We start from the raw sequence: 20,864 nt of genomic DNA, 5'->3' as shown, positions 1-20,864 counted from the left end.
CATCCGGGCCTTCATGCTGGCCGCCGCCCGCGGCCTGGCGCGCCCCGAGGCGATCGGCTTCGGCGTGTATTGCGACGATCCCGAGCAGGTGCCGGCCAACCGCTTGCGCTCGATGGCCGGCATGTCCGTCGCGCCCGACGCCGAAGTGGGCGACGAGCTGGAACGCTTCGAGATTTCCGCCGGCCGCTGCGCGATCCTGACCTACACCGGGCCGTACAACGAAATGGACCAGCCGTATAACTGGATGTTCTCCGAATGGCTGCCCGCGAGCGGCATGGTGCCGGCCGACTTCCCGATGTTCGAGCAGTACCTGAACGACCCGCGCAGCACACCGCCGCGCAGTTGCAGACGCGCATCTGCATGCCGTTGAAGTAAGCGTCGCACGGCCTCGCGGCGTCACGCCGGGGCCTGCCGGCGATGGCTGATCCCTGCCGGGCACGCCCGCCGGGGTCAGCCACGACCGCCCTGAAGGCGGTTCACGCCAGTCACGGGCTCGCCCTGGCCCAGCCAGCGCGCGTCGGGCCAGTCGCCCTGGTCGAACGTCGCCTTCACGCAATCGAGCAGCACACCGACCACGCAGCGCACCGGCGCCGTCGCCTGCCGGCTGCTCGGCGCCGCCAGCACGATCGTGCGCCGGACGCCCGGCGACGCGAGCGGCGCCGCGCTCAGGATGCCGCGCTCGACCTCCTGCGTCACACCGACGGCCGGCAGGATCGTCCAGCCGTGGCCTTGCGCGACCAGTTCCTTCTGGACGCTCAGCGCATTGGTTTCGGCGAACACCTGCAACGTCACGCCCGCCTCGGCCGCCGCGTGCTCGATCGCCGCCCGCAGGCCCTGTGGCGCGGACGGCAAGATGAACGACTCGCGCGCGACCCGCTCGAGCGACACCGGCCGCTTGCGCGACAACTTGGCCGACGGCGCGGCGACGGCCCACAGACTCTCGTCGATCAATGCTTTGACGTGCAGCGCGGGCGTCTCCTTCTGCCCGTACAGCAGCGCCGCATCGACATCCCCCGCTTCGAGCCAGTCCTGCAGGTGGCCCGCGTAGCCGATCGTGAGCCGCAGGCGGATGTGCGGATAGCGCCGCGCCACCTCGCCCGCCAGCCGCGTGGCCAGCAAGTCCGACGTGCTGGCCAGCAACCCGATGCTCACGATGCCCGCCACCGGCCGCTCGGTCGGCTGGATCTCGGCCTTGGCCCGCGCTACCTCGTTGAGGATGCGGCGCGCGTATTCGAGCATCGTCTTGCCCGACGGCGTGAGCTGCATCCCGTGACGGCTACGGTCGAACAGTTCCGTCCCCATGTCCTCCTCGAGCAGGCGCAGCTGCCGCGACACGGCCGGCTGCACGAGATTCAACAGGCTCGATGCGCGGGTGACGTTGCCCGTTTCGGCCACGGTGACGAACGCACGCAATTGCTTCAGATCCATCGCGGATACCTCGATACCAAAAACTGATTCGACGATCAGGAAATTCTATTGTTTAAGAAATCCATCAAAACTTATTATGGACTCGACCCATGCCAATGACGAGACACGATTCATGAGCGCCTCCGTTTTTTCCGCCCCCGACCAGTACCAGGCAATCCGCGACGCGGTACGCGGCCTGTGCAATCAGCTTCCGGCCGACTACCACCGCAAGATCGACGAGGCGCGCGGCTACCCCGAAGCGTTCGTCACGGCTCTTACGCAGGCCGGTTGGCTGGCCGCGCTGATTCCGCAGGAATACGGCGGCCCGGGGCTGTCGATGGCCGAGGCGTCGGTCATCATGGAAGAGATCAACCGCTCAGGCGGCAATTCGGGCGCGTGCCACGGCCAGATGTACGTGATGAACACCATCGTGTTCAGCGGTACCGACGCGCAGAAGCAGCGCTACCTGCCGCGCATCGCGGCGGGCGAACTGCGTGTGCAGTCGATGGGCGTGACCGAGCCCACCACCGGCAGCGACACCACCAAGCTCAAGACCACGGCCGTGAAGAAGGACGGCCGCTGGGTCATCAACGGCCAGAAGGTGTGGATCTCGCGCGTCCAGCACAGCGACCTGCTGATCCTGCTCGCACGCACGACGCCGCTCGACCAGGTGCAGAAGAAGAGCGACGGGCTGTCGTGCTTCATCGTCGAACTGGACAAGGCGATCGGCAACGGCCTCACCGTGCAGCCGATCCTCAACATGGTCAACCACGAGACCAACGAGCTGTTCTTCGACAACCTGGAACTGCCGGAAGACGCGCTGCTCGGCACCGAAGGCAAGGGGCTGAAGGTGATCTTCGACGGCCTGAACGCCGAGCGCACGCTGATCGCGGCCGAGTGCATCGGCGACGGCTACTGGTTCCTCGAGAAAGCGCGCGACTACGCGAGCGAGCGCAAGGTGTTCGGCCGCCCGATCGGGCAGAACCAGGGCATCCAGTTTCCGCTCGCCGAATCGTTCATCGAGCTGGAGGCCGCGAACCTGATGCGCTGGCGCGCCTGCGAGAAGATCGACGCGCGCCAGAACGCCGGGGTCGAAGCCAACATGGCCAAGTACCTGGCCGCGAAGGCAAGCTGGGAAGCGGCCAATGCGTGCCTGCAGACGCACGGCGGCTTCGGCTTCGCCTGCGAATACGACGTGGAGCGCAAGTTCCGCGAAACGCGCCTGTACCAGGTCGCGCCGATTTCCACCAACATGATCCTCGGGCATGTCGCCGAGCACGTGCTGCAGCTCCCCCGTTCCTACTGATTTCGGAAGGATTCCTCTCGATGAAGATTCCCGTACCCGATATCGAGCACCCAACACCATGAGTGTCGAGCCTTCCGAATCCTTCGACGCGTGGGTCGGCCGCCGCGAAGACAGCGCGGACCGGATTACCCGGAGCCCCGTCCGTCTGCTGCAGGCGACACTGGACTACGCGAACCCATCCGAACTCCCCGCGACGCTGCCGCCGCTGTGGCACTGGCTGTACTTCCTGCCGGGCGAGCGTCAGTCGAACATTGGTATTGACGGTCACCCGCGGCGCGGCGGCTTCCTGCCGCCCCTCACGCTGCCGCGCCGCATGTGGGCCGGCGGACGGCTGCAGTTCCTGCGCCCGCTGGCCGTGGATACGCCGATACAGCGCCGCTCGACGATCGCGAACGTGCAAGGCAAGTCCGGCCGCAGCGGTCGGCTCGTGTTCGTGACCGTGCTGCACGAGATCGGCGACGCGCAAGGCATGGCGATCCGCGAAGAACAGGACATCGTCTATCGCGACGCGCCGCCGCCTGCCACTGCCGGCGCACCGGCCCCGCAGCCGGCACCGGCGCCGACCGACGAACAGTATTCGCTCGTCGTCACGCCTGATCCGGTGCTGCTGATGCGCTTTTCCGCCCTCACCTTCAACGGCCACCGGATCCACTACGACCGGCCTTACGCGATGCAGGAAGAAGGCTATCCGGGCCTCGTGGTGCACGGCCCGCTGGTCGCGATGCTGCTGCTGGAGGAACTGCGCCGAACGCACCCCGGCAAGACCGTTCGCCGCTTCGAGTTCAAGGCTGTGAGCCCGCTGTTCGACACCGCGCCGTTCACGGTGAACGGCAAGCTCGAAGGACATGCCGCCCGCCTGTGGGCGCGCGGCCCGCAAGGGCAGCTGGCCATGCAGGCCAGCGCCGAACTGGAATAACGATCCGACCATGCAAGCTCGCAAAGCTCAACCCGGCCCGCTGAGCGGGATGACCGTCGTCACGCTCGAACACGCGATCGCCGCGCCGTTCTGCACGCGCCAGCTCGCCGACCTCGGCGCCCGCGTCATCAAGGTGGAGCGTCCCGGCATGGGCGATTTCGCGCGGGCGTACGATCACCGCACCCAAGGTCTCGCGTCGCATTTCGTGTGGACCAACCGGTCGAAGGAAAGCCTCACGCTGGACCTGAAGCAACCGGCCGCGCAGGCGGTGCTGGGCGAACTCGTGGCCCAGGCCGACGTGCTGGTGCAGAACCTCGCGCCCGGCGCGGCCGCGCGCATGGGCCTGTCGTTCGACGCGCTGCACGCGAAGCACCCGCGGCTGATCGTCTGCGACATCTCGGGCTACGGCGCCGACGGCCCCTACCGCGACAAGAAAGCCTACGACCTGCTGATCCAGAGCGAGGCGGCGTTCCTGTCGATCACGGGCACGGCCGACGAGCCGTGCAAAGCCGGCATTTCAATCGCCGACATCGCGGCGGGCATGTATGCGTACACGGGCATCCTCAGTGCGCTCCTGCAACGCGGCGTCACGGGCATCGGCTCGCACGTGGAAATTTCGATGCTCGAGGCGCTGGCCGAGTGGATGAGCTTCCCGATGTACTACGCATACGACGGCCAGCAGCAACCGGGCCGCAGTGGCGCCGCGCACGCGACCATCTATCCGTACGGCCCGTTCGAGGCCGGCGACGGCCGCGTCGTGATGCTCGGCCTGCAGAACGAGCGCGAATGGAAAGCGTTCTGCGATGTCGTGCTGCGCGACCCGGCGCTCGCGACCGATCCGCGCTTCGACGCCAACGTGCGCCGCTCGGAACACCGCGCGGAACTGAAGGCCGTGATCGAACAGGCGTTCTCCTCCCTCACCGCGCAGGACGTGATCGCGCGCCTCGACGAAGCGCAGATCGCGAACGCCGCCGTGAACCAGATCGGCGATCTCTGGACGCATCCGCAACTGCACGCGCGCCAGCGCTTTCGCTCGATCGACTCGCCGGCCGGCGAACTGCAGGCGCTGCTGCCGCCCGCCACGATCGACAGCTTCGACGTGCGCATGGACGCGGTGCCCGCGCTGGGCGAGCACAGCGCGGCCATCCTGCACGAACTCGGGCGCACCGACGCCGATATCGAACAACTGCGCGCCGCCGGCGTGATCTGAGCCATGTCCAAGCTCCTTTCCCCCGTCCATCACGCGCGCAGTCTGCTGTTCGTGCCGGCCACCCGCCCCGAGCGCTTTGCGAAGGCGCTCGACTCGGGGGCCGACTGCATCATCGTCGACCTCGAGGATGCCGTCAGCCCCGGCAGCAAGGACGACGCCCGCGCGCAACTCGCGGAGCATCTGCCGCTGCTGACGGACGAGCAGCGTGCGCGCACCGTCGTGCGCGTGAACGCGGTCGGCACGCCGTGGCACGACGCGGACATCGCGCTGCTGCGCGACTGGGTCGCGGAAGGCGTAGTCGTGATGCTGCCGAAGTCCGAAGACGCGGGCGCGTTGCGCCACGTCGCGGAGCAGCTCGGCGAGCACGCGCAACTCGTCGCGCTGATCGAATCGCTGGCCGGGCTCGATGCGGCCGACGCGCTGGCGCGCGACCCGCAGGTCGTGCGTGTCGCGTTCGGGCATCTGGATTTCCAGCTCGATCTCGGCATGCGCGCGACACCCGACGAGCCGGAGCTGGCCTTTGCGCGCAATGCGATCGTGGCCGCGTCGCGTCGCGCGCAGTTGCCCGCGCCGATCGACGGCGTGACCACGCGCACCGACGATGCCGAGCGTCTGACGGCCGATGCCCGACGCGCGCGTGCGTTCGGGTTCGGCGGCAAGCTTTGCATCCACCCGGCCCAGGTCGCCGGCGTGAACGATGCGATGGGCTATTCGGAAGACGAGCAGGCGTGGGCGCGCCGCGTGATCGACGCAGCCGCGAAACACGGCGGCGCCGCGTTCAGCCTGGACGGCCGGATGGTCGATCTCCCGGTGATTCGTGCGGCCGAGGCGATCATCGCCGGCACGCGGAAATAATCGATCGCTACTACTAAGCGCGCCCCACCGGTCCGCTCCCGCGCCGCCGCTCAGGCCGCCGCCTGTTCGCGCCGATCGGCGGGACGCCAGCCGAGCGCCGGTGCGATACGCGTGATGACATCGTCGAGAATCTGCAGGTAATTCTCGAACGGCAGGTTGTAGGGCAGTTCGACGCGCAGTTCCCGCACCTGTCCGACCACCGGATCGGCCAGCAGCCGCTCCAGGATTTCGTCCGAGGTGCCGACGAGATCCGGCGCGTACAGCGTGCGTCGCTCGCCCTGCGGCGCCAGCGTGCGGGCATGACGCCCGTCCGCAAACGCGCGATAGCGTTCGCGCTCTTTCGCGCTCGCGCCGTCGGTCGGGACGATCACGCGCCCCAGCGAAATACGCGGTGCGTGGGCTTCATGCCAATGGTCGCGATACAACGCCAGCTGCCGCAACTGGGCGTCGATATGGCTGTCGGTGCCCTCGCCCGTGGTCACGTTGGCGATCAGCAGGTTGAAGCCGTTCCGGGCCGCCCATTCGGCCGACCGCGTGGACCCCGCGCCGTACCAGAGCCGCCCCGTCAAGCCGGGTGCGAAGGGGCTCACGCGCGGCCGGACCTTGCCCGCCGCCGATTCCACGAACGTGTCGTCGTCACCGAGCCAGTCGCCGGCCAGATTGCGGCGCAGCCGGACCAGGCGTGCATGCGAGAAGTCGACCTGCTCCGGATCGGTGTCGAACAGGCGTTCGCCCAGCAGCGCCCCGTGAATCGGCGCACCCGCACTGAGTCCGACGTTGAGCCGCCCGCGCGACAGCACGTCGACGGTGGCGAGATCCTCGGCCAGCCGGAACGGATTCTCGTATCCCATCTGGATGACCGCCGTGCCCAATCCGATCCGGGTCGTGCGCTGGCTCGCCGCCGCGAGAAACGTGGCGGCCGACGAGACGGCACGCTCGAGATGGCGTTGCCGTATCCAGGCACCGTCGTAGCCGAGCGCCTCGCCCGCGTGGAACAAATCGAGCGCCCGCTCGAATCCCTCCGCTGCATCTTCGCCGGGGTAATTTCCCGTTGTCAGGAAGGCAATTTGATCAATGCGTACGTTGCTCACTTTCGTGTCCTTCGCAATCGGTCGAAAATCGAAAGGAAATGAGGCATCGCGCACGACCTCGAAAAGGGTCGCGCACATCGGATTCAAGCGGTCATGAGAAAGCGTGGAAGGGACAGACGACTTCACATGCGCATTCGATTATGGAGAACGTGCGACTGCCCCGTTGCGGTGATTTCTTCTATGGATATGACACGCGCATCAATAATGGAATTCGCGATTGATGCAGGACGGTTCTTCGCCCGTTGCCGATCGTCGAGCGGCTGCGCGCACGCGGGCTCAGTCTGCGCGCGCACCGCGTCGAGATCGACCGGCGGAATCCCGGTCGCCCGGGCGATACGGCGCCGACAGCTCGCGCTTCGACACCTTGCGTGGCAGCGCGGCCGGGAAGCCGTCCGGCGGGAAAGCCAGCTCGCCGTTGAACAGCGACACGACGGTCCCGCCGAAGGCGGAGTGGCCGTGACGATCGACAAGAGGCTCGCCCCCGGTCAGACGCCTTCGACCAGCACGGCCCGAAAGCGTCCGCCCTTGATGCGATGCTGAACGATGGCCTGGTATGCCGGGCTGTCATACCACGCGCGCGCGGCGTCCCCGGACGGAAACTCGACGATCACCACCCCTTCCGGGCCGTCGCCCTCGAGCGTTTCCTGCGGGCCATACGCGGCCAGCACCTTCAACGGGTGGCCGGCGGTCGTCGCGCCGACTTTGTCCTGGTAGAGATCGAGTTCCTGCTGATCGTGCGTGCTTTCACGCGTGAAGACGATATAGGTCGCCAAGATTGCACTCCTGATGCGTTCGAGAATGATGGGACGATCCGAAGATCGTCCGCCGCACAACGGCATTCATCCTAACCATCGGGCGCGCTTTCTCTTATCCCCCTGCTTCCAACTCTCTATTCGAGCCGGATTAACAATGGACGCATCCGGGCGGGCGCGGCCGCGGCTGCCGCGATCGCCGGCAGCCGCGCCATCTCGTTCGCACGCGATGTCCATCAGCCATTCCCGGTGCTCGCCGGGTTCGACACCTGGCAGCTTGCGTTCGTGCTGATCGGGCTTCCGGCCTGTGACGGTGTGCCCGCCTCGCGATCACGGCGGCGGCATGGGCGTCGACCGCAGCCCCAAAAGAAACACCCCTCGACGAGGGGTGCATGAGCCGGATCGCGATGCCCCCAGCCGCTGGCAAGTCAGTTGGGGGAAATCACCGCCGGCACCGGGGCCGTCGAGACGAAGCGTCGCGCTTACCCCACCCGCGCTTCGCCCTCGCGCTCGGCTTCCGCTTCGTCCGACCCCGTTCGCGCCAGCACCGGCTTGAGCGCCTGCCCGGTGTGGCTTGCGCTCACCTGCACGAGCGCTTCCGGCGGCGCCGCCGCGACGATCGTGCCGCCGCCCACGCCGCCTTCCGGCCCGAGATCGATGATCCAGTCGGCTTCCGCGATCACGTCGAGGTCATGCTCGATCACGACGACGCTGTGCCCCGCATCGACGAGCCGGTGCAGCACGCGAATCAGCTTCGCGACATCGGCCATGTGCAGGCCGACCGTCGGTTCGTCGAGCACGTACAGCGTGTGCGGCGCCTTCTGGCCGCGCCGCGTGATGTCGTCGCGCACCTTCGTCAGCTCGGTGACGAGCTTGATGCGCTGCGCCTCGCCGCCCGACAGCGTCGGCGACGGCTGGCCGAGCGTCAGGTACCCAAGCCCGACATCCTTCATCAGCTGCAGCGGATGCGCGATGTTCGAGATCGGCGCGAAGAATTCCACCGCCTCGTCGATCTCCATCGTCAGCACGTCGCCGATGTTCCGGCCGCGCCACGTGACGGCGAGCGTCTCCGGGTTGAAGCGCTGCCCGTGACACACGTCGCACGGCACCTTCACGTCGGGCAGGAAGCTCATCCCGATCGTGCGCACGCCTTGCCCTTCGCATGCGGGGCAGCGCCCGTCGCCGGTATTGAACGAGAAGCGCGATGCCGTGTAGCCGCGCGCCCGCGCTTCCAGCGTATCGGCGAACAGCTTGCGGATCGTGTCCCACACGCCGATATAGGTGGCCGGACACGAGCGCGGCGTCTTGCCGATCGGCGTCTGGTCGACTTCCAGCACGCGATCGATCTGCTCCCAGCCGCTCAGCGACTCGCAGCCCTGCCACGCATGCGTGACGTTCAGCGACGGCCGCGGCGCGCTGCGCGCGAGCACGCTCGAACGACGGTTGGTGGCCGGCGCGTCCTGCTGCGCGGCCTTGCGTGCGCGGCGCGTGGCCGGCGACGACAGTACCGAGCGGCCGACCGCGTCGAGCAGGTTCGTCATCAGCACGTCGCGCGCGAGCGTCGACTTGCCCGAGCCGCTCACGCCCGTCACCGCGACGAGCCGAGCGAGCGGAATGCCGACCGTGACGTCACGCAGGTTGTGCAGCCGTGCGCCATGCACGGTCAGCCAGGCGTCCGGCACCGCGGCGCCGCCCTGCTTGCCCGGCAGGCTCACGCTGCGGCGCGGCTGCAGCGGGTGCGTCATCGGCTGCGCGAGCAGCCGGCCCGTAACCGAATCGGACTGCGCGGCCAGATCCGCGACCGCGCCCTGCGCGACCAGCGTGCCGCCGCGCTTGCCGGCGCCCGGGCCGACATCGATGATGTGATCGGCGCGGCGGATCGTGTCCTCGTCATGCTCGACGACGACGAGCGTATTGCCCTTGTCGCCGAGCTTGCGCAGCGCGTCCAGCAGGATCTGGTTGTCGCGCGGATGCAGGCCGATCGTCGGTTCGTCGAGCACGTAGCAGACACCCTGCAGGTTGCTGCCGAGCTGCGCGGCGAGCCGGATGCGCTGCGCTTCGCCGCCCGACAGGCTCGGCGCCGCGCGATCGAGGCTCAGGTAACCGAGCCCGACTTCCTCCAGAAACGCGAGGCGGCTGCCGATCTCGCTGACGATGTCGCGTGCGATCTGCGCGTCGCGCCCCGTCAGTTCCAGCCCGTCGATCCAGCGCCGCGTGTCGGACACCGTCCATTGCGCGACCTCGACGATCGGATGCGCGTCGAACGTGACCGCGCGCGCGGACGGATTCAGCCGCGTGCCGTGGCAATCCGGGCACGGCTCGTTGCCCACGCCTTCCGGTTCCTGCTCGTCGGACGGCAGCGTCTGCTCGCGGCCGCGATCATCCCCGGCGAGCACCGTGTCGTCGTACGCGGCACGCTGTTCGCGCGTGAGCGTGACGCCGGTGCCGACGCAGGTCGTGCACCAGCCGTGCTTGCTGTTGTACGAGAACATCCGCGGGTCCAGCTCCGGGTAGCTCGTGCCGCACACCGGGCACGCGCGCTTGACCGACAGCACCTTGACCGTGCCGACGCGTGCGGTCGAATGATCGTTCTGCATTGCGTGGTGCAGCCCGTCGAGCGGCGCGAGCAGATGCATCACGCCCTTGCCGAGCTCGAGCGTCTCGTCGAGCACGCGCCGCAGTTCGGCCTCGTTGTCCGGCGACACGACGATATCGGCCACCGGCAGCTCGATCGTGTGCTCGCGGAAGCGGTCGAGCTTCGGCCACGGATCGACCGGCACGAACTCGCCATCGACGCGCAGATGCGTGCTGCCGCGCGCCTTCGCCCACTTCGCGAGATCCGTATACACGCCCTTGCGGTTGACGACGAGCGGCGCGAGCAGCCCGACGTGCTCGCCGCGATGATCGCGCAGCAACTGCGCGGCGATCGATTCGACGGACTGCGACGTGACGGGCGTGCCGTCGTGGATGCAATGCTGCAGGCCGAGCTTCACGTACAGCAGCCGCAGGAAGTGCCAGACCTCGGACGTGGTCGCGACCGTGCTCTTGCGCCCGCCGCGCGACAGCCGCTGCTCGATCGCGACGGTCGGCGGAATGCCGTACACCGCATCGACTTCGGGCCGGCCGGCCGGCTGCACGATCGAGCGCGCATACGCGTTCAACGATTCGAGGTAACGGCGCTGGCCTTCGTGGAACAGGATGTCGAACGCGAGCGTCGACTTGCCGGAACCCGACACGCCGGTGATCACGTTGAACTTGCCGTGCGGGATGTCGACGTCGAGCGCCTTCAGGTTGTGCTCACGTGCATTGACGATCCGCACGACGTCTTCGCCTTCGATCGCACGCCGCTCGCGCGCCGCGTTCAGCACGGCCTGCAGCGGCTTGCCTTCGTCGGCGAGCGCCAGCTCGGCATCCATTGCGCGGTCGTACTGCAGCAGCGCCACGCCGGTATGCGATTCGGCGCAGGCCTTCACGTCGTCGGGCGTACCCGCGCACAGCACGAGGCCGCCGCCGTCGCCGCCTTCCGGGCCGAGATCGATCAGCCAGTCGGCCGCGCGGATCACGTCGAGGTTGTGCTCGATCACGATCAGCGAATGGCCGGCCGCGAGCAGCTTGCCGAACGCCTGCATCAGCTTCGCGATGTCGTCGAAGTGCAGCCCGGTGGTCGGCTCGTCGAACATGAACAGCTTCGCCCGCGCGATGCGCGCTTCTTCGGTGACGACCCGGCGGCCGTTGACGGCTGCCGCCGATTCGGCGAGGAAGCCGGCCAGCTTCAGCCGCTGCGCTTCGCCGCCCGACAGCGTCGGCACCGGCTGGCCAAGCTTCACGTATTCGAGGCCGACGTCGACGATCGGCTGCAGCACGCGCAGCACCTCGGCGTCGGTCGCGAAGAACGCGGCCGCTTCGCTGACGGTGAGATCGAGCACGTCGGCGATGCTCAGCGCGCGGCCGTTGCGCTCGATGCGCACTTCGAGAATCTCGGCGCGGTAGCGGCTGCCGTCGCAGTCCGGGCAGCGCAGGTAGACGTCGCTCAGGAACTGCATCTCGATGTGTTCGAAGCCCGAGCCGCCGCAGGTCGGGCACCGGCCGTCGCCCGAGTTGAAGCTGAACGTACCGGCGCCGTAGCCGCGTTGCAGCGCAAGCGGCGCCTTCGCGAACAGCTTGCGGATCTCGTCGAACGCGCCGACGTAGCTCGCCGGGTTCGACCGCGTGGTCTTGCCGATCGGCGACTGGTCGACGAACACGACGTCGCCGACCTGGTCGGCGCCCGTGAGGCCGCGGTACGCGCCCGGCGACTCGGTCGCCTTGCCGTGGTGCCGCGCCATCGCCGGATAGAGCACGTCCTGCAGCAGCGTGGACTTGCCGGACCCCGACACGCCCGTCACGCAGACGAGCCGCTGCAGCGGAATCTCGACCGTCACGTCGCGCAGGTTGTGTTCGCTCGCGCCTTCGAGCACGATGCGCGGCGTGTTCGCGTCGACCACCCGACGCGCCCAGTTCGACGCATGCGCGACCTGCTTGCGGCCGCCGAGATACTCGCCCGTCAGCGTGCGCGCGGAGCGGATATCGCCCGGCGTGCCGTCGTAGACGATCGTGCCGCCGCGCTCGCCCGGGCCGGGCCCCATGTCGATCAGCCGGTCGGCCGCGAGCATCACCGACGGATCGTGTTCGACCACGACCAGCGTATTGCCCGCGTCGCGCAGCCGCTGCATCGCCTCGACGATCCGCGTGAGGTCGCGCGGATGCAACCCGATGCTCGGTTCGTCGAGCACGAACAGGGTTTTCGTGAGCGACGTGCCGAGCGCCGTCGTCAGGTTGATCCGCTGCACCTCGCCGCCCGACAGCGTGCGGCTCTGCCGGTCGAGCGTCAGGTAGCCGAGCCCCACGTCGCACAGGTATTTCAGGCGCGTGCGCACCTCGGCGAGCAGCAGCTTCAGCGCATCGTCGAGCAGCGCGCTCGGCAGCGTGATGTCGTCGAAGAAGCGGCGAATGCGCTCGATCGGCAGCAGCATCAGGTCGTGCACGGTCAGGCCCGGCAGCGCTTCGAGCTGCGCGCGGCTCCAGTCGACGCCGCGCGGCATGAAGCGGCCGGCCGGCGCGAGCACGCCGTCCGCATTCTCTTTCGACCCGAGCCGCCATTGCAGCGATTCGGTCTTCAGGCGCGCGCCGCCGCACACGTCGCACGGCGTGTAGCTGCGGTATTTCGACAGCAGCACGCGGATATGCATCTTGTACGCTTTCGACTCGAGATAGCCGAAGAAGCGTTTCACGCCGTACCACTGGCTCTGCCACTTGCCGTTCCAGTCCGGCGACCCGTTGACGACCCAGTCGCGCTCGGCGTCCGACAGCTCGGACCACGGCGTGTCGCGCGGGATGCCGGCTTTCGCCGCGTAGCGCATCAGGTCGTCCTGGCACTCCTTCCAGGCAGGGGTCTGCATCGGCTTGATCGCGCCGCCGCGCAGCGTCTTGCGTGCGTCGGGGATCACGAGGCCGAGATCGACGCCGATCACGCGGCCGAAGCCGCGGCAGGTTTCGCACGCGCCGTACGCCGAATTGAACGAGAACAACGCCGCCTGCGGCTCCGCGTAGCGCAGGTCGCTGTCGGGATCGTGGAGCCCGGTGGAGAAACGCCACACCTGCGGCTCGGCGGCCGTGCCACCTGCCTGCTCCGGCTCCGCCGCGAGCACGTACACGTTCACGCGCCCGCCGCCGCGCTTCAGCGACGCCTCGATCGCCTCGACCACACGCACCTTGTCGGCGCCCTGCACGCGGAAGCGGTCGGCCACCACGTCGAGCACCTTGCGCGGCCCGGTGGGCGACGCGACCTCGCGCTGCGCCTGCACGCGCGTATAGCCGCTCGCCGACAGCCACTGCGCGATTTCTTCATCGGACACCGCTTCCGGCAGCTCGACCGGGAACGTGACGACCACGCGCGGATCGTCCGCCTGCGTGCGCGCGACGAGCTCCGCGTAGATCGTCTCCGGCGTGTCGTGCCGCACCTGCCGCGCGGTCTTGCGGTCGAACAGCTCGGCCGCGCGCGCGTACAGCAGCTTCAGGTGATCGTTCAGCTCGGTCATCGTGCCGACGGTCGAGCGCGAGCTGCGGACCGGGTTGGTCTGGTCGATCGCGATGGCCGGCGGCACGCCGTCGACACGTTCGACCTGCGGGCGGTCCATCCGGTCGAGGAACTGCCGCGCGTACGCGCTGAACGTCTCGACGTAGCGCCGCTGGCCTTCCGCGTACAGCGTGTCGAACACGAGGCTGGACTTGCCGGAGCCCGACGGGCCGGTAACGACCGTCATCTCGCCGGTGCGCAGGTCGAGATCGAGATTCTTGAGGTTGTGCTGACGTGCTCCGCGAATGCGGATCAGATTGCTGGATGACAATTTGCCTGCCCGTCTGAATGAGTTAGCCAGAGTTCACGGTGCCGGAACGCTGCGGCGGATGCCCGCAGGCGCGGCGCACGGGCCGCAAGGTTGTACCCGTGCGACTCGATTTCGACGGACACTATACTGTATATTCATACAGTTTTCCACGACGACCCTGGCGCTGTCATGGGCAGGCGGCTGGCGAGGCGGCGAGATGCATCCAGCCCGGAGCTTTCTTCGCTCGAACCGGAACGGCGAGCGCCCGGTAGCTGGCGAGCCGTGGCGCACTTTTCCCAATAAAAACAACCAATCGGAATAGGGGTTGCTGCTCGATCGTTCGTTCAGCCGCGTACTGCTCGAGGAAGCCGTATCCCTTTCAATTCCGTGACGCCGTTGGGCGGGGTGCATACGCGCACAGACACAGCGGCACCACCACCAGTGCGGCGCCCACGACAAAGGTCGTAGAGGCACCGAAGCGGGCCCATACCACGCCCGCGATACTGCTCGCGAGCAGCATGGCCACACCGCTGATCAGGTTAAATACGCCGAACGCTGTTCCGCGCAGGGTCGGCGGCGACGTTTCCGAAACCATCGCCGCCAAAATGCCTTGCGTGAACCCCATATGCAGTCCCCATGCGGCAACCCCGACAAACATCGACAGTTTCGACCTCCCCATGCCGAGGAGCAAATCGGCCGCAATCAACAGAACCATGCCCATGGCGAGCAGAACCCGCCGGTCCACACGATCGGAAAGCACGCCGACCGGCCAGGCCGACAGCGAGTATGCGAAGGCCATGACGACCATCACCGCGGGAATCCACGCGACATCGAGACCGGCTTGCTGCGCGCGCAGCACCAGAAACGCCTCGCTGAAACGCGCAAGCGTAAATGTCGCCCCGACGATGACGACGAACCAGTAGTGCGAGGAAAATTCTCGCAGCGCCCGCCAATGCAGTGGCGAGCGGAAAGGCCGATGGGATTGCCCGCGGTCGGATTCGCGTATGCCGAAGACGATCAGGCCGACCGCAACAAAAGCGGGCACGGCGGCGAACCACAAAACCCACCTGATCTGATCCGCGAACCCCAACATCAATACGATCGCGAGCATCGGCCCCAGAAATGCGCCGATCGTATCCATCGATTGGCGCAATCCGAAGCAGGCGCCGCGAATGTCTGGCGGAGCGACATCGGCCACCAACGCGTCCCGCGGCGCGCCACGAATGCCCTTGCCGACACGATCGAGCAGACGCGCCGTCACGACGACGGTTGGCGTGGTCGCCAGCGGAAACAACGGCTTGGTCAATGCGGCGAGCCCGTAGCCGAGCAGCAGCAACCCTTTGCGACGCCCCAGCCAATCGCTGATCGCGCCGGAAAAAACCTTGACGATCATCGCTGTCGCCTCTGCCGCCCCCTCGAGAACCCCGAGCGCCGCCACACTCATGCCCATCGTCGAGACCAGGTAAATCGGCAACAGCGCATGGATGAGCTCGGATGACAGATCCATGAACAGGCTCACGAAACCCAACGCCCAAACGGTACGTGGTATGGCGGGCCTTTTGGCAACAGGTGATTGGGTGGCCATGATGCGTCGAGGTCAAAAGCGGTTCGTTGGAAAGTAGCGTGCATCCGTTACAGCGGGTATGACATTCCGCCGGACGGAGATCGACCAGAAGTACAGCGCTCCACAACGGAAGACGAATCAGATACCGGAATATTCACCCCTCCCTGGGATCTCGACCAGGATTCGCGATGCACACCCGGCGCGGTGAACGCCGGCCAACGTGCATTAGTGGCCGGCGACCGGGGCGCCGCGGGGCAATACCAGCGTGACGGGCCCGGTTGCATCGCTGACGCCTGCCTCGACGCTCGACGCGACCGCATCCATCTTCACAAAACCAGGAATGACAGCGGTATTCGACCGCGTTATGACACCGACAGTGAGCAATTGCCACGGCTGCCGGAACAACTCCGGGTATTGCGCGCCATACCAGACCGGCACACGCCCCGCCCGATCAGTCGCGACCTCGTACTCGGAACGCCAGAGCCGCAATACCGTACGACTCAAAGGCTGGGCTGGATCGAACTTGACGAAGGTCAGTGCCGCGCCGTAGCCGTTCGACAACTTCGGCAGCACGGGCAATGCGCCGACGGACACGTGTGGCGTCAACCACAGCAGCGCGGATTGCGTCGACCACGCGGGAGCAGACCGCCAGCCGGAGGCTTCGAGCTGCTTCGAAATCGAGATTGCATCGTCCGCCCACTGCAATGAAAGCGCTTCTTCCCGATCACCACTCAAGTCGATACGTCGAACCGGAAGCGAGCGCCACCCGCCATCCATCCACTGACGAAGCGTTAAAGTTGTTTCGTGCGCGACCGGGCGGCTCCGCTCGAGATCGGCACGATCGGCGTCAATATCCACCCAGGCGCCATAGATCGCGAGCGTACCCGCCACGATGCAGACCAACAGGCCCGGCCGCACGTCATCGCGCACGGTCCAGTGTGTATGGATGCCAGCCAGCGCGGCGAACCACGCGAGTCCCAGGCCCCATCCGGCCAAAATGTCGGCAAGCCAGTTTTCGCCCAGATAGAGATGGGCGAAGCCGACCAGTGCAATCCATCCGACTATCCCCGCGATGACCGCGCCGCGCCATGACGACTCCCATCGGCGAATCAGCAGCCAGCCAAGCGATCCGTACAACAGGAGATTGAGCGTGGCATTACCGCTTGGCATCGGCGCGTGCGGCACACCCGCCTGCCACACCAGCGGCTTCACGTAGTCTGACGGCTCAAGTACGGGGCTGACCGCCGCGGCAATGCACACCACGAGCAACCAGTAGATCGTCGTGCGCCAGCATTGGCGTACCACCAGCCAGAGGAGTACCACTGCAGCCACGATCAGGCCGACGTCCCACCCGCTCAGTTCGACCACTCCCGTCATCAAAGAGTCGATGGGCGCTGTGTGAAGCGTGCGCAGGAAGTTATCGATCGCGATGTCGGCATCCATGAGCGGATCGTGTGCGATCACGTCCTGAAGAACGCCAAGGAACAGCCACACCCCCCCGATGAACAGCAGGGCAAGCACCATCAGCGTCGGCGATTCGGGATGGTCGGGACCGATGATGCCCGACAGCGCCGTTGCGAGACGTGGATGCCGGCGCGCCAGGCGCTCCATCGCCCGCCACGCGGCGGCCCTCACGGCAGGCACGCCATATCGCATCGCAATACGCACGAACCGGACGATCAACCAGATCAGCGCGGCGAGCAGCAGCAGCATCACGGCGAGGCGCTCACTCACGGCAGCAGCGAGTTGAGCAGACGCACCAAACACGATTCCCGGGACGATGTGAGCGGGAGACCATGCCAATGCCGAAGCGATATTGATCGGATAGAACTTGCGGCGCGGCATCTGTGCCGCCCCAGCGACCAGCGGAACGATTGCGCGTACCGGTGCAAGGAAGCGCGCCATGACGATGCTCTTCCCGCCGTGCCGCGCGACAAACTGCTCACCGCGTTCCCAGGCCTCCATATGTCCGTGATCAGCCCACCAGGTGCGTACCTCGCCCGCATAGCGGCGACCAAGCTCGAAGCTGATCCCGTCACCCGTCATCGCACCGAGTGCGGCGACACCGAGGGTCGTCCACACATCCAGCACACCAGCGCCGATCAGCGCACCTGCGGCAAACATCACGATGCCGGCCGGGACGAGGGTTCCCATGACGGCAAGCGATTCCGCGCAGGCCACACCGAAGACGATGATCAGGACGAGCACCGGATGGGTCGCGATACCGACAAGCCAAGCGTGCATGGGTCACCCGTTCGACGAAGCGGCCGGCGACTCCGCCAGCGTGTCCAGCTCGAACCGTCCGTACCGCAATGCCAGCGTCGGCAGCACGATCAGATTCAGCGCAGTCGACGTGATCAGGCCACCGAGGATGACGATTGCCATCGGCCCTTCGATCTCGTTGCCGGCAGCACCACTGGTCAACGCGAGCGGCATCAGCGCCAATGCGGTCACGAGTGCGGTCATCAGGATCGGAATCAGACGCTCCGACGCGCCTCGTACCGCGGTATCGATTCCCCACGGCATGCCTTCGACGTGGACGAGGTGTTCGTAGTGGCTGATCAGCATGATCGAGTTGCGCAACGAGATGCCGAACAACGTGACGAAGCCGACCATGCTGCCCAGCGACAGGTCGCCACCGGCCAGTGCGACGCTCAGGACGCCCCCCACCAGCGCGAACGGCAGATTGATCATCACGAGCACGACGCCGCGACGGCTCTTCATCGCGAGGAACAGCAGCAACGCGATACCGACGGCGGACATCGCGCCATAGACGAGCAGATCGCGCTGCGACTGCGAACGCGCTTCGCTTTCGCCGGAGAAAACCGCATACGTCCCCGCCGGCATGGCGATCTCGTGACTCACACGCGCTTGCGCTTCCTTCACGAAATCGCTCACGGCGCGGCTGCCGAGGGTCACGGAAACCGTCTGCATGCGCCGACCGCCGTCGTGCGTGATCTGGTAGCGCCCCGACGCCTGACCGATCGTCGCGAGCGCGCGCAGCGGAACCGCGAGCCCGTCCGGGTTACGCAGCATCAGAGCCCCGACGTCCGCGAAGCTGCGGCGCAAGTCGGGCGACAGGATCACGACGACATCGTACGTACGACTGCCCTGATAGACCTGCGACGCGGCCGCGCCCTGGTACGCGCTCTGGATTGCCTCGAGCACATCCACCGGCCGAAAACCCCAACGGCTCAGTTGATCGGGCTTGAGCCGCACGTCGAGTTCGGGAATGCCGGGTGGCGACTCGACGCCGACGCTGGCGACGCCGTGGATCGTGCCGAGCAGCCGCGCAATTTCCTGAGCCTTGCGGTCGATCACATCGAGGTTGTCGCCGAACACGTTGACGACGACCGGTGCAGTGACGCCCGAGATCGTTTCGTCGATCCGCTCGACGAGAAACGTATTGACCGACGTCGTGAGTCCCGGGAAGCGCCCAAGCGCCTGCTGGATGCGGTGCAACGCCTCGCTCTGGCCGGATGCGCTCATCGGCTCGAGATCGACCTCGAACTCGCTCAACTGCACGCCCATCGGGTCGACCACTTCGTTGGCGCGTCCCGCACGCTGGGCGACGAGGCGAACGCCGGGCACCTGCATCAGCGCATGCGTGACCTGTGTCCCGATCCGCATCGATTCGGCGAGCGACGTGCCGGGCGCGATCCCCATATGGACGATGTAGTGGCCTTCGCGCAGCTCCGGAATGAAGTTGCCGCCCATGAACGGCAGCGACGCCAGCGCCGCGACGCACATCAGCGCAACGACCACCATCACGGTCTTCACGCGCTGCTCCACCTTCATCAACAGCGCCGTGTAGCGCTGCTTCAGGCCAGCGATCAGGCGTGGCTCGTGTGCCGGCAGCGGGCCGCGCGAGAGTAATGCAAGCGCCATTGCCGGCGTCAGCGTCAGCGCGACACCGAGCGACGCCAGCACCGCGAGGATGTACGCGATGCCGAGCGGCGCGAACAGCTTGCCGGCCACCCCCGACAACGTCAGCACCGGCAGGAAGATCAGCATCACGATGAACGTCGCGAACACGACCGCGCTCCGCACTTCGAGCGATGCGCGAAGCACGACGCGAAACACGGGCAACGGTGTCGGCAGCGCGCGGTTCTCGCGCAGCCGCCGATAGATGTTCTCGACATCGATGATCGCGTCGTCGACCACTTCGCCGAGCGCGATCGCGAGGCCGCCCAGCGTCATCGTGTTCAGGCTGACGCCGAACGACACGAGCACGATGACCGCGACCAGCAGCGACAGCGGGATCGCGACCGCCGAGATGATCGCGGTACGGACATTGAGCAGGAACAGGAACAGCACCGCGATCACGAGGACGGCGCCGACCAGCAGCGCGGTACGCAGGTGCCCGACCGATGCGTCGATGAACTTGGCCGGCCGGAACACGTCCGGCTGAACGTCGATGCCCTGCTTCGCCAGCACCGGACGAAGCGCTGCGAGCGTCTTGTCGATGTTGTTCGTCACGGCCCGCGTGTTCGTTCCGTACTGGCTTTCCAGCACGAGCATCACGCCCGGCTGCCCCATGATGGATGCCGCGCCCACTGCCGGCGCGCTTCCCCACGTCACGGCCGCGACATCGGACAGACGCACCGCGACACCGTTGCTCCAGCGGAGCACGACACCTGCCAGCTTTTCCGGCGTCGCGATCTGACCGTCCGCGTTGACCGCGATGCGCTGGTTGTCGTTCTCGATAAAGCCGGCACCACGCACGCCGGTCGACTGGCGTGCCGCGGCAATCACGTCCTGGATCGACAAGCCGTAGCGCATCAGTTTCGCCGGATCGACCTGAACCTGCAGCTGACGCGTCTGGCCGCCGAACACGATGGCGTCGGCGACGCCCGGCGCGCTCATCAGCTGCGGCCGAACGACCCATTGCGCGATGTCGTACAGGTCCATCAACGAACGCGTCTTCGACGTCAGCCCGAGCGTGCGCACGACGCTGGTGGTCGTCGTCAACGGCAACAGGCGCGGCGGCAGCACGCCCGCCGGCAACGTCGCGGCCAGCGCGTTCACGCGTTCGGACACGAGCTGGCGGATCTGCATCACGTTCGCGTGCGCATCGAACACCAGCGTGATCGACGCCAGACCCTGCATCGAGCGCGAACGCATCGACTGCAGGCCGACCATGCCGCCGAGGCCATTCTCCATCGGCTGCGTCACGAGGGTTTCGACTTGCTCGCTGGTCAGGCCCGGCGCCTCGACCTGGACGATGCTCATCGGTGGCGCGAATTCCGGAAAGACGTCGAGCTTCGCGTGCGACAGCGAAAAGAGGCCGTAACCGGCCGCCAGCACGGCGAGCGCGTATACGATGCCGCGAAAGCGCAGCGAGAACCGGATGATCGCGTCAAGCATGGGCAGTGGTCGGATGGATGGCGGGCAAGCC

11 protein-coding genes and 2 pseudogenes are annotated in these 20,864 nt (G+C 67.0%); 5 read left to right on the top strand and 8 right to left on the bottom strand.

The window, feature by feature from the left end:
* Nucleotides 1-4: 4 nt before the first annotated feature.
* Nucleotides 5-375 (top strand): annotated as a pseudogene (locus F3J15_RS09920) (GyrI-like domain-containing protein); the annotation flags it as partial.
* Nucleotides 376-450: 75 nt separating this feature from the next.
* Here F3J15_RS09920 and F3J15_RS09915 read toward each other — a convergent pair.
* On the bottom strand, nt 451-1,428 hold the full coding sequence (locus tag F3J15_RS09915) for a LysR substrate-binding domain-containing protein (protein WP_166890308.1): 978 nt from the start codon (nt 1,426-1,428) through the stop codon (nt 451-453).
* 112 nt (nt 1,429-1,540) lie between these two features.
* On the opposite strand from F3J15_RS09915, the gene F3J15_RS09910 reads away from it, so the two are divergent.
* The 4 genes from F3J15_RS09910 to F3J15_RS09895 are packed head-to-tail and all read left to right on the top strand — an operon-like array spanning nt 1,541 to nt 5,694.
* A complete protein-coding gene (locus F3J15_RS09910; protein ID WP_166890305.1) occupies nt 1,541-2,713 on the top strand; it encodes an acyl-CoA dehydrogenase family protein in 1,173 nt (390 codons plus the stop codon).
* A 58-nt stretch (nt 2,714-2,771) separates the two neighbouring features.
* Nucleotides 2,772-3,629 carry a MaoC family dehydratase N-terminal domain-containing protein gene (locus F3J15_RS09905; protein ID WP_166890302.1) on the top strand — a complete coding sequence of 286 codons (858 nt, stop codon included), beginning with the start codon at nt 2,772-2,774 and terminating at the stop codon, nt 3,627-3,629.
* Between the two features lie 10 nt (nt 3,630-3,639).
* On the top strand, nt 3,640-4,839 hold the full coding sequence (locus tag F3J15_RS09900; RefSeq protein WP_166890299.1) for a CaiB/BaiF CoA-transferase family protein: 1,200 nt from the start codon (nt 3,640-3,642) through the stop codon (nt 4,837-4,839).
* A 3-nt stretch (nt 4,840-4,842) separates the two neighbouring features.
* Nucleotides 4,843-5,694: a CoA ester lyase gene (locus F3J15_RS09895; RefSeq protein WP_166890296.1), complete on the top strand. Its 852-nt coding sequence runs from the start codon at nt 4,843-4,845 to the stop codon at nt 5,692-5,694.
* Between the two features lie 50 nt (nt 5,695-5,744).
* Here F3J15_RS09895 and F3J15_RS09890 read toward each other — a convergent pair whose 3' ends face one another.
* From F3J15_RS09890 to F3J15_RS09860, 7 genes and pseudogenes are all read right to left on the bottom strand, one after another.
* Nucleotides 5,745-6,785 carry an LLM class flavin-dependent oxidoreductase gene (locus F3J15_RS09890; protein WP_166890293.1) on the bottom strand — a complete coding sequence of 347 codons (1,041 nt, stop codon included), beginning with the start codon at nt 6,783-6,785 and terminating at the stop codon, nt 5,745-5,747.
* Nucleotides 6,786-7,021: 236 nt separating this feature from the next.
* Nucleotides 7,022-7,232, bottom strand: a pseudogene (locus F3J15_RS09885) (hypothetical protein); the annotation flags it as partial.
* A 38-nt stretch (nt 7,233-7,270) separates the two neighbouring features.
* Nucleotides 7,271-7,558, bottom strand: coding sequence for a DUF1330 domain-containing protein (locus F3J15_RS09880; protein WP_166890290.1), 288 nt, complete (start codon nt 7,556-7,558; stop codon nt 7,271-7,273).
* A 461-nt stretch (nt 7,559-8,019) separates the two neighbouring features.
* Nucleotides 8,020-13,923, bottom strand: a complete 5,904-nt coding sequence (gene uvrA, locus F3J15_RS09875) for an excinuclease ABC subunit UvrA (RefSeq protein WP_166890287.1) — start codon at nt 13,921-13,923, stop codon at nt 8,020-8,022.
* A 358-nt stretch (nt 13,924-14,281) separates the two neighbouring features.
* Entirely contained in the window at nt 14,282-15,487 is a 1,206-nt protein-coding gene (locus tag F3J15_RS09870; protein ID WP_166890284.1) for an MFS transporter, read from the bottom strand.
* Between the two features lie 204 nt (nt 15,488-15,691).
* Nucleotides 15,692-17,710, bottom strand: coding sequence for a bifunctional DedA family/phosphatase PAP2 family protein (locus F3J15_RS09865; RefSeq protein ID WP_166890281.1), 2,019 nt, complete (start codon nt 17,708-17,710; stop codon nt 15,692-15,694).
* 3 nt (nt 17,711-17,713) lie between these two features.
* Complete coding sequence (locus F3J15_RS09860; protein WP_166890279.1) at nt 17,714-20,833, bottom strand: efflux RND transporter permease subunit; 3,120 nt, start codon at nt 20,831-20,833, stop codon at nt 17,714-17,716.
* Nucleotides 20,834-20,864: the final 31 nt, after the last annotated feature.

The sequence above is a fragment of the Burkholderia sp. Ap-955 genome, assembly GCF_011753045.1.
In the GTDB taxonomy this organism is placed as follows: domain Bacteria; phylum Pseudomonadota; class Gammaproteobacteria; order Burkholderiales; family Burkholderiaceae; genus Burkholderia; species Burkholderia lata_D.
This window is presented reverse-complemented; position numbering and strand designations above follow the sequence as displayed.

What these genes read in the sequence shown, in the direction of transcription:
- F3J15_RS09865 (WP_166890281.1), bottom strand. Translation starts at nt 17,710, where the DNA reads ATGCACGCTTGGCTTGTCGGTATCGCGACCCATCCGGTGCTCGTCCTG.
- F3J15_RS09905 (WP_166890302.1), top strand. Translation starts at nt 2,772, where the DNA reads ATGAGTGTCGAGCCTTCCGAATCCTTCGACGCGTGGGTCGGCCGCCGC.
- F3J15_RS09900 (WP_166890299.1), top strand. Translation starts at nt 3,640, where the DNA reads ATGCAAGCTCGCAAAGCTCAACCCGGCCCGCTGAGCGGGATGACCGTC.
- F3J15_RS09915 (WP_166890308.1), bottom strand. Translation starts at nt 1,428, where the DNA reads ATGGATCTGAAGCAATTGCGTGCGTTCGTCACCGTGGCCGAAACGGGC.
- F3J15_RS09870 (WP_166890284.1), bottom strand. Translation starts at nt 15,487, where the DNA reads ATGGCCACCCAATCACCTGTTGCCAAAAGGCCCGCCATACCACGTACC.
- F3J15_RS09895 (WP_166890296.1), top strand. Translation starts at nt 4,843, where the DNA reads ATGTCCAAGCTCCTTTCCCCCGTCCATCACGCGCGCAGTCTGCTGTTC.
- F3J15_RS09910 (WP_166890305.1), top strand. Translation starts at nt 1,541, where the DNA reads ATGAGCGCCTCCGTTTTTTCCGCCCCCGACCAGTACCAGGCAATCCGC.
- F3J15_RS09860 (WP_166890279.1), bottom strand. Translation starts at nt 20,833, where the DNA reads ATGCTTGACGCGATCATCCGGTTCTCGCTGCGCTTTCGCGGCATCGTA.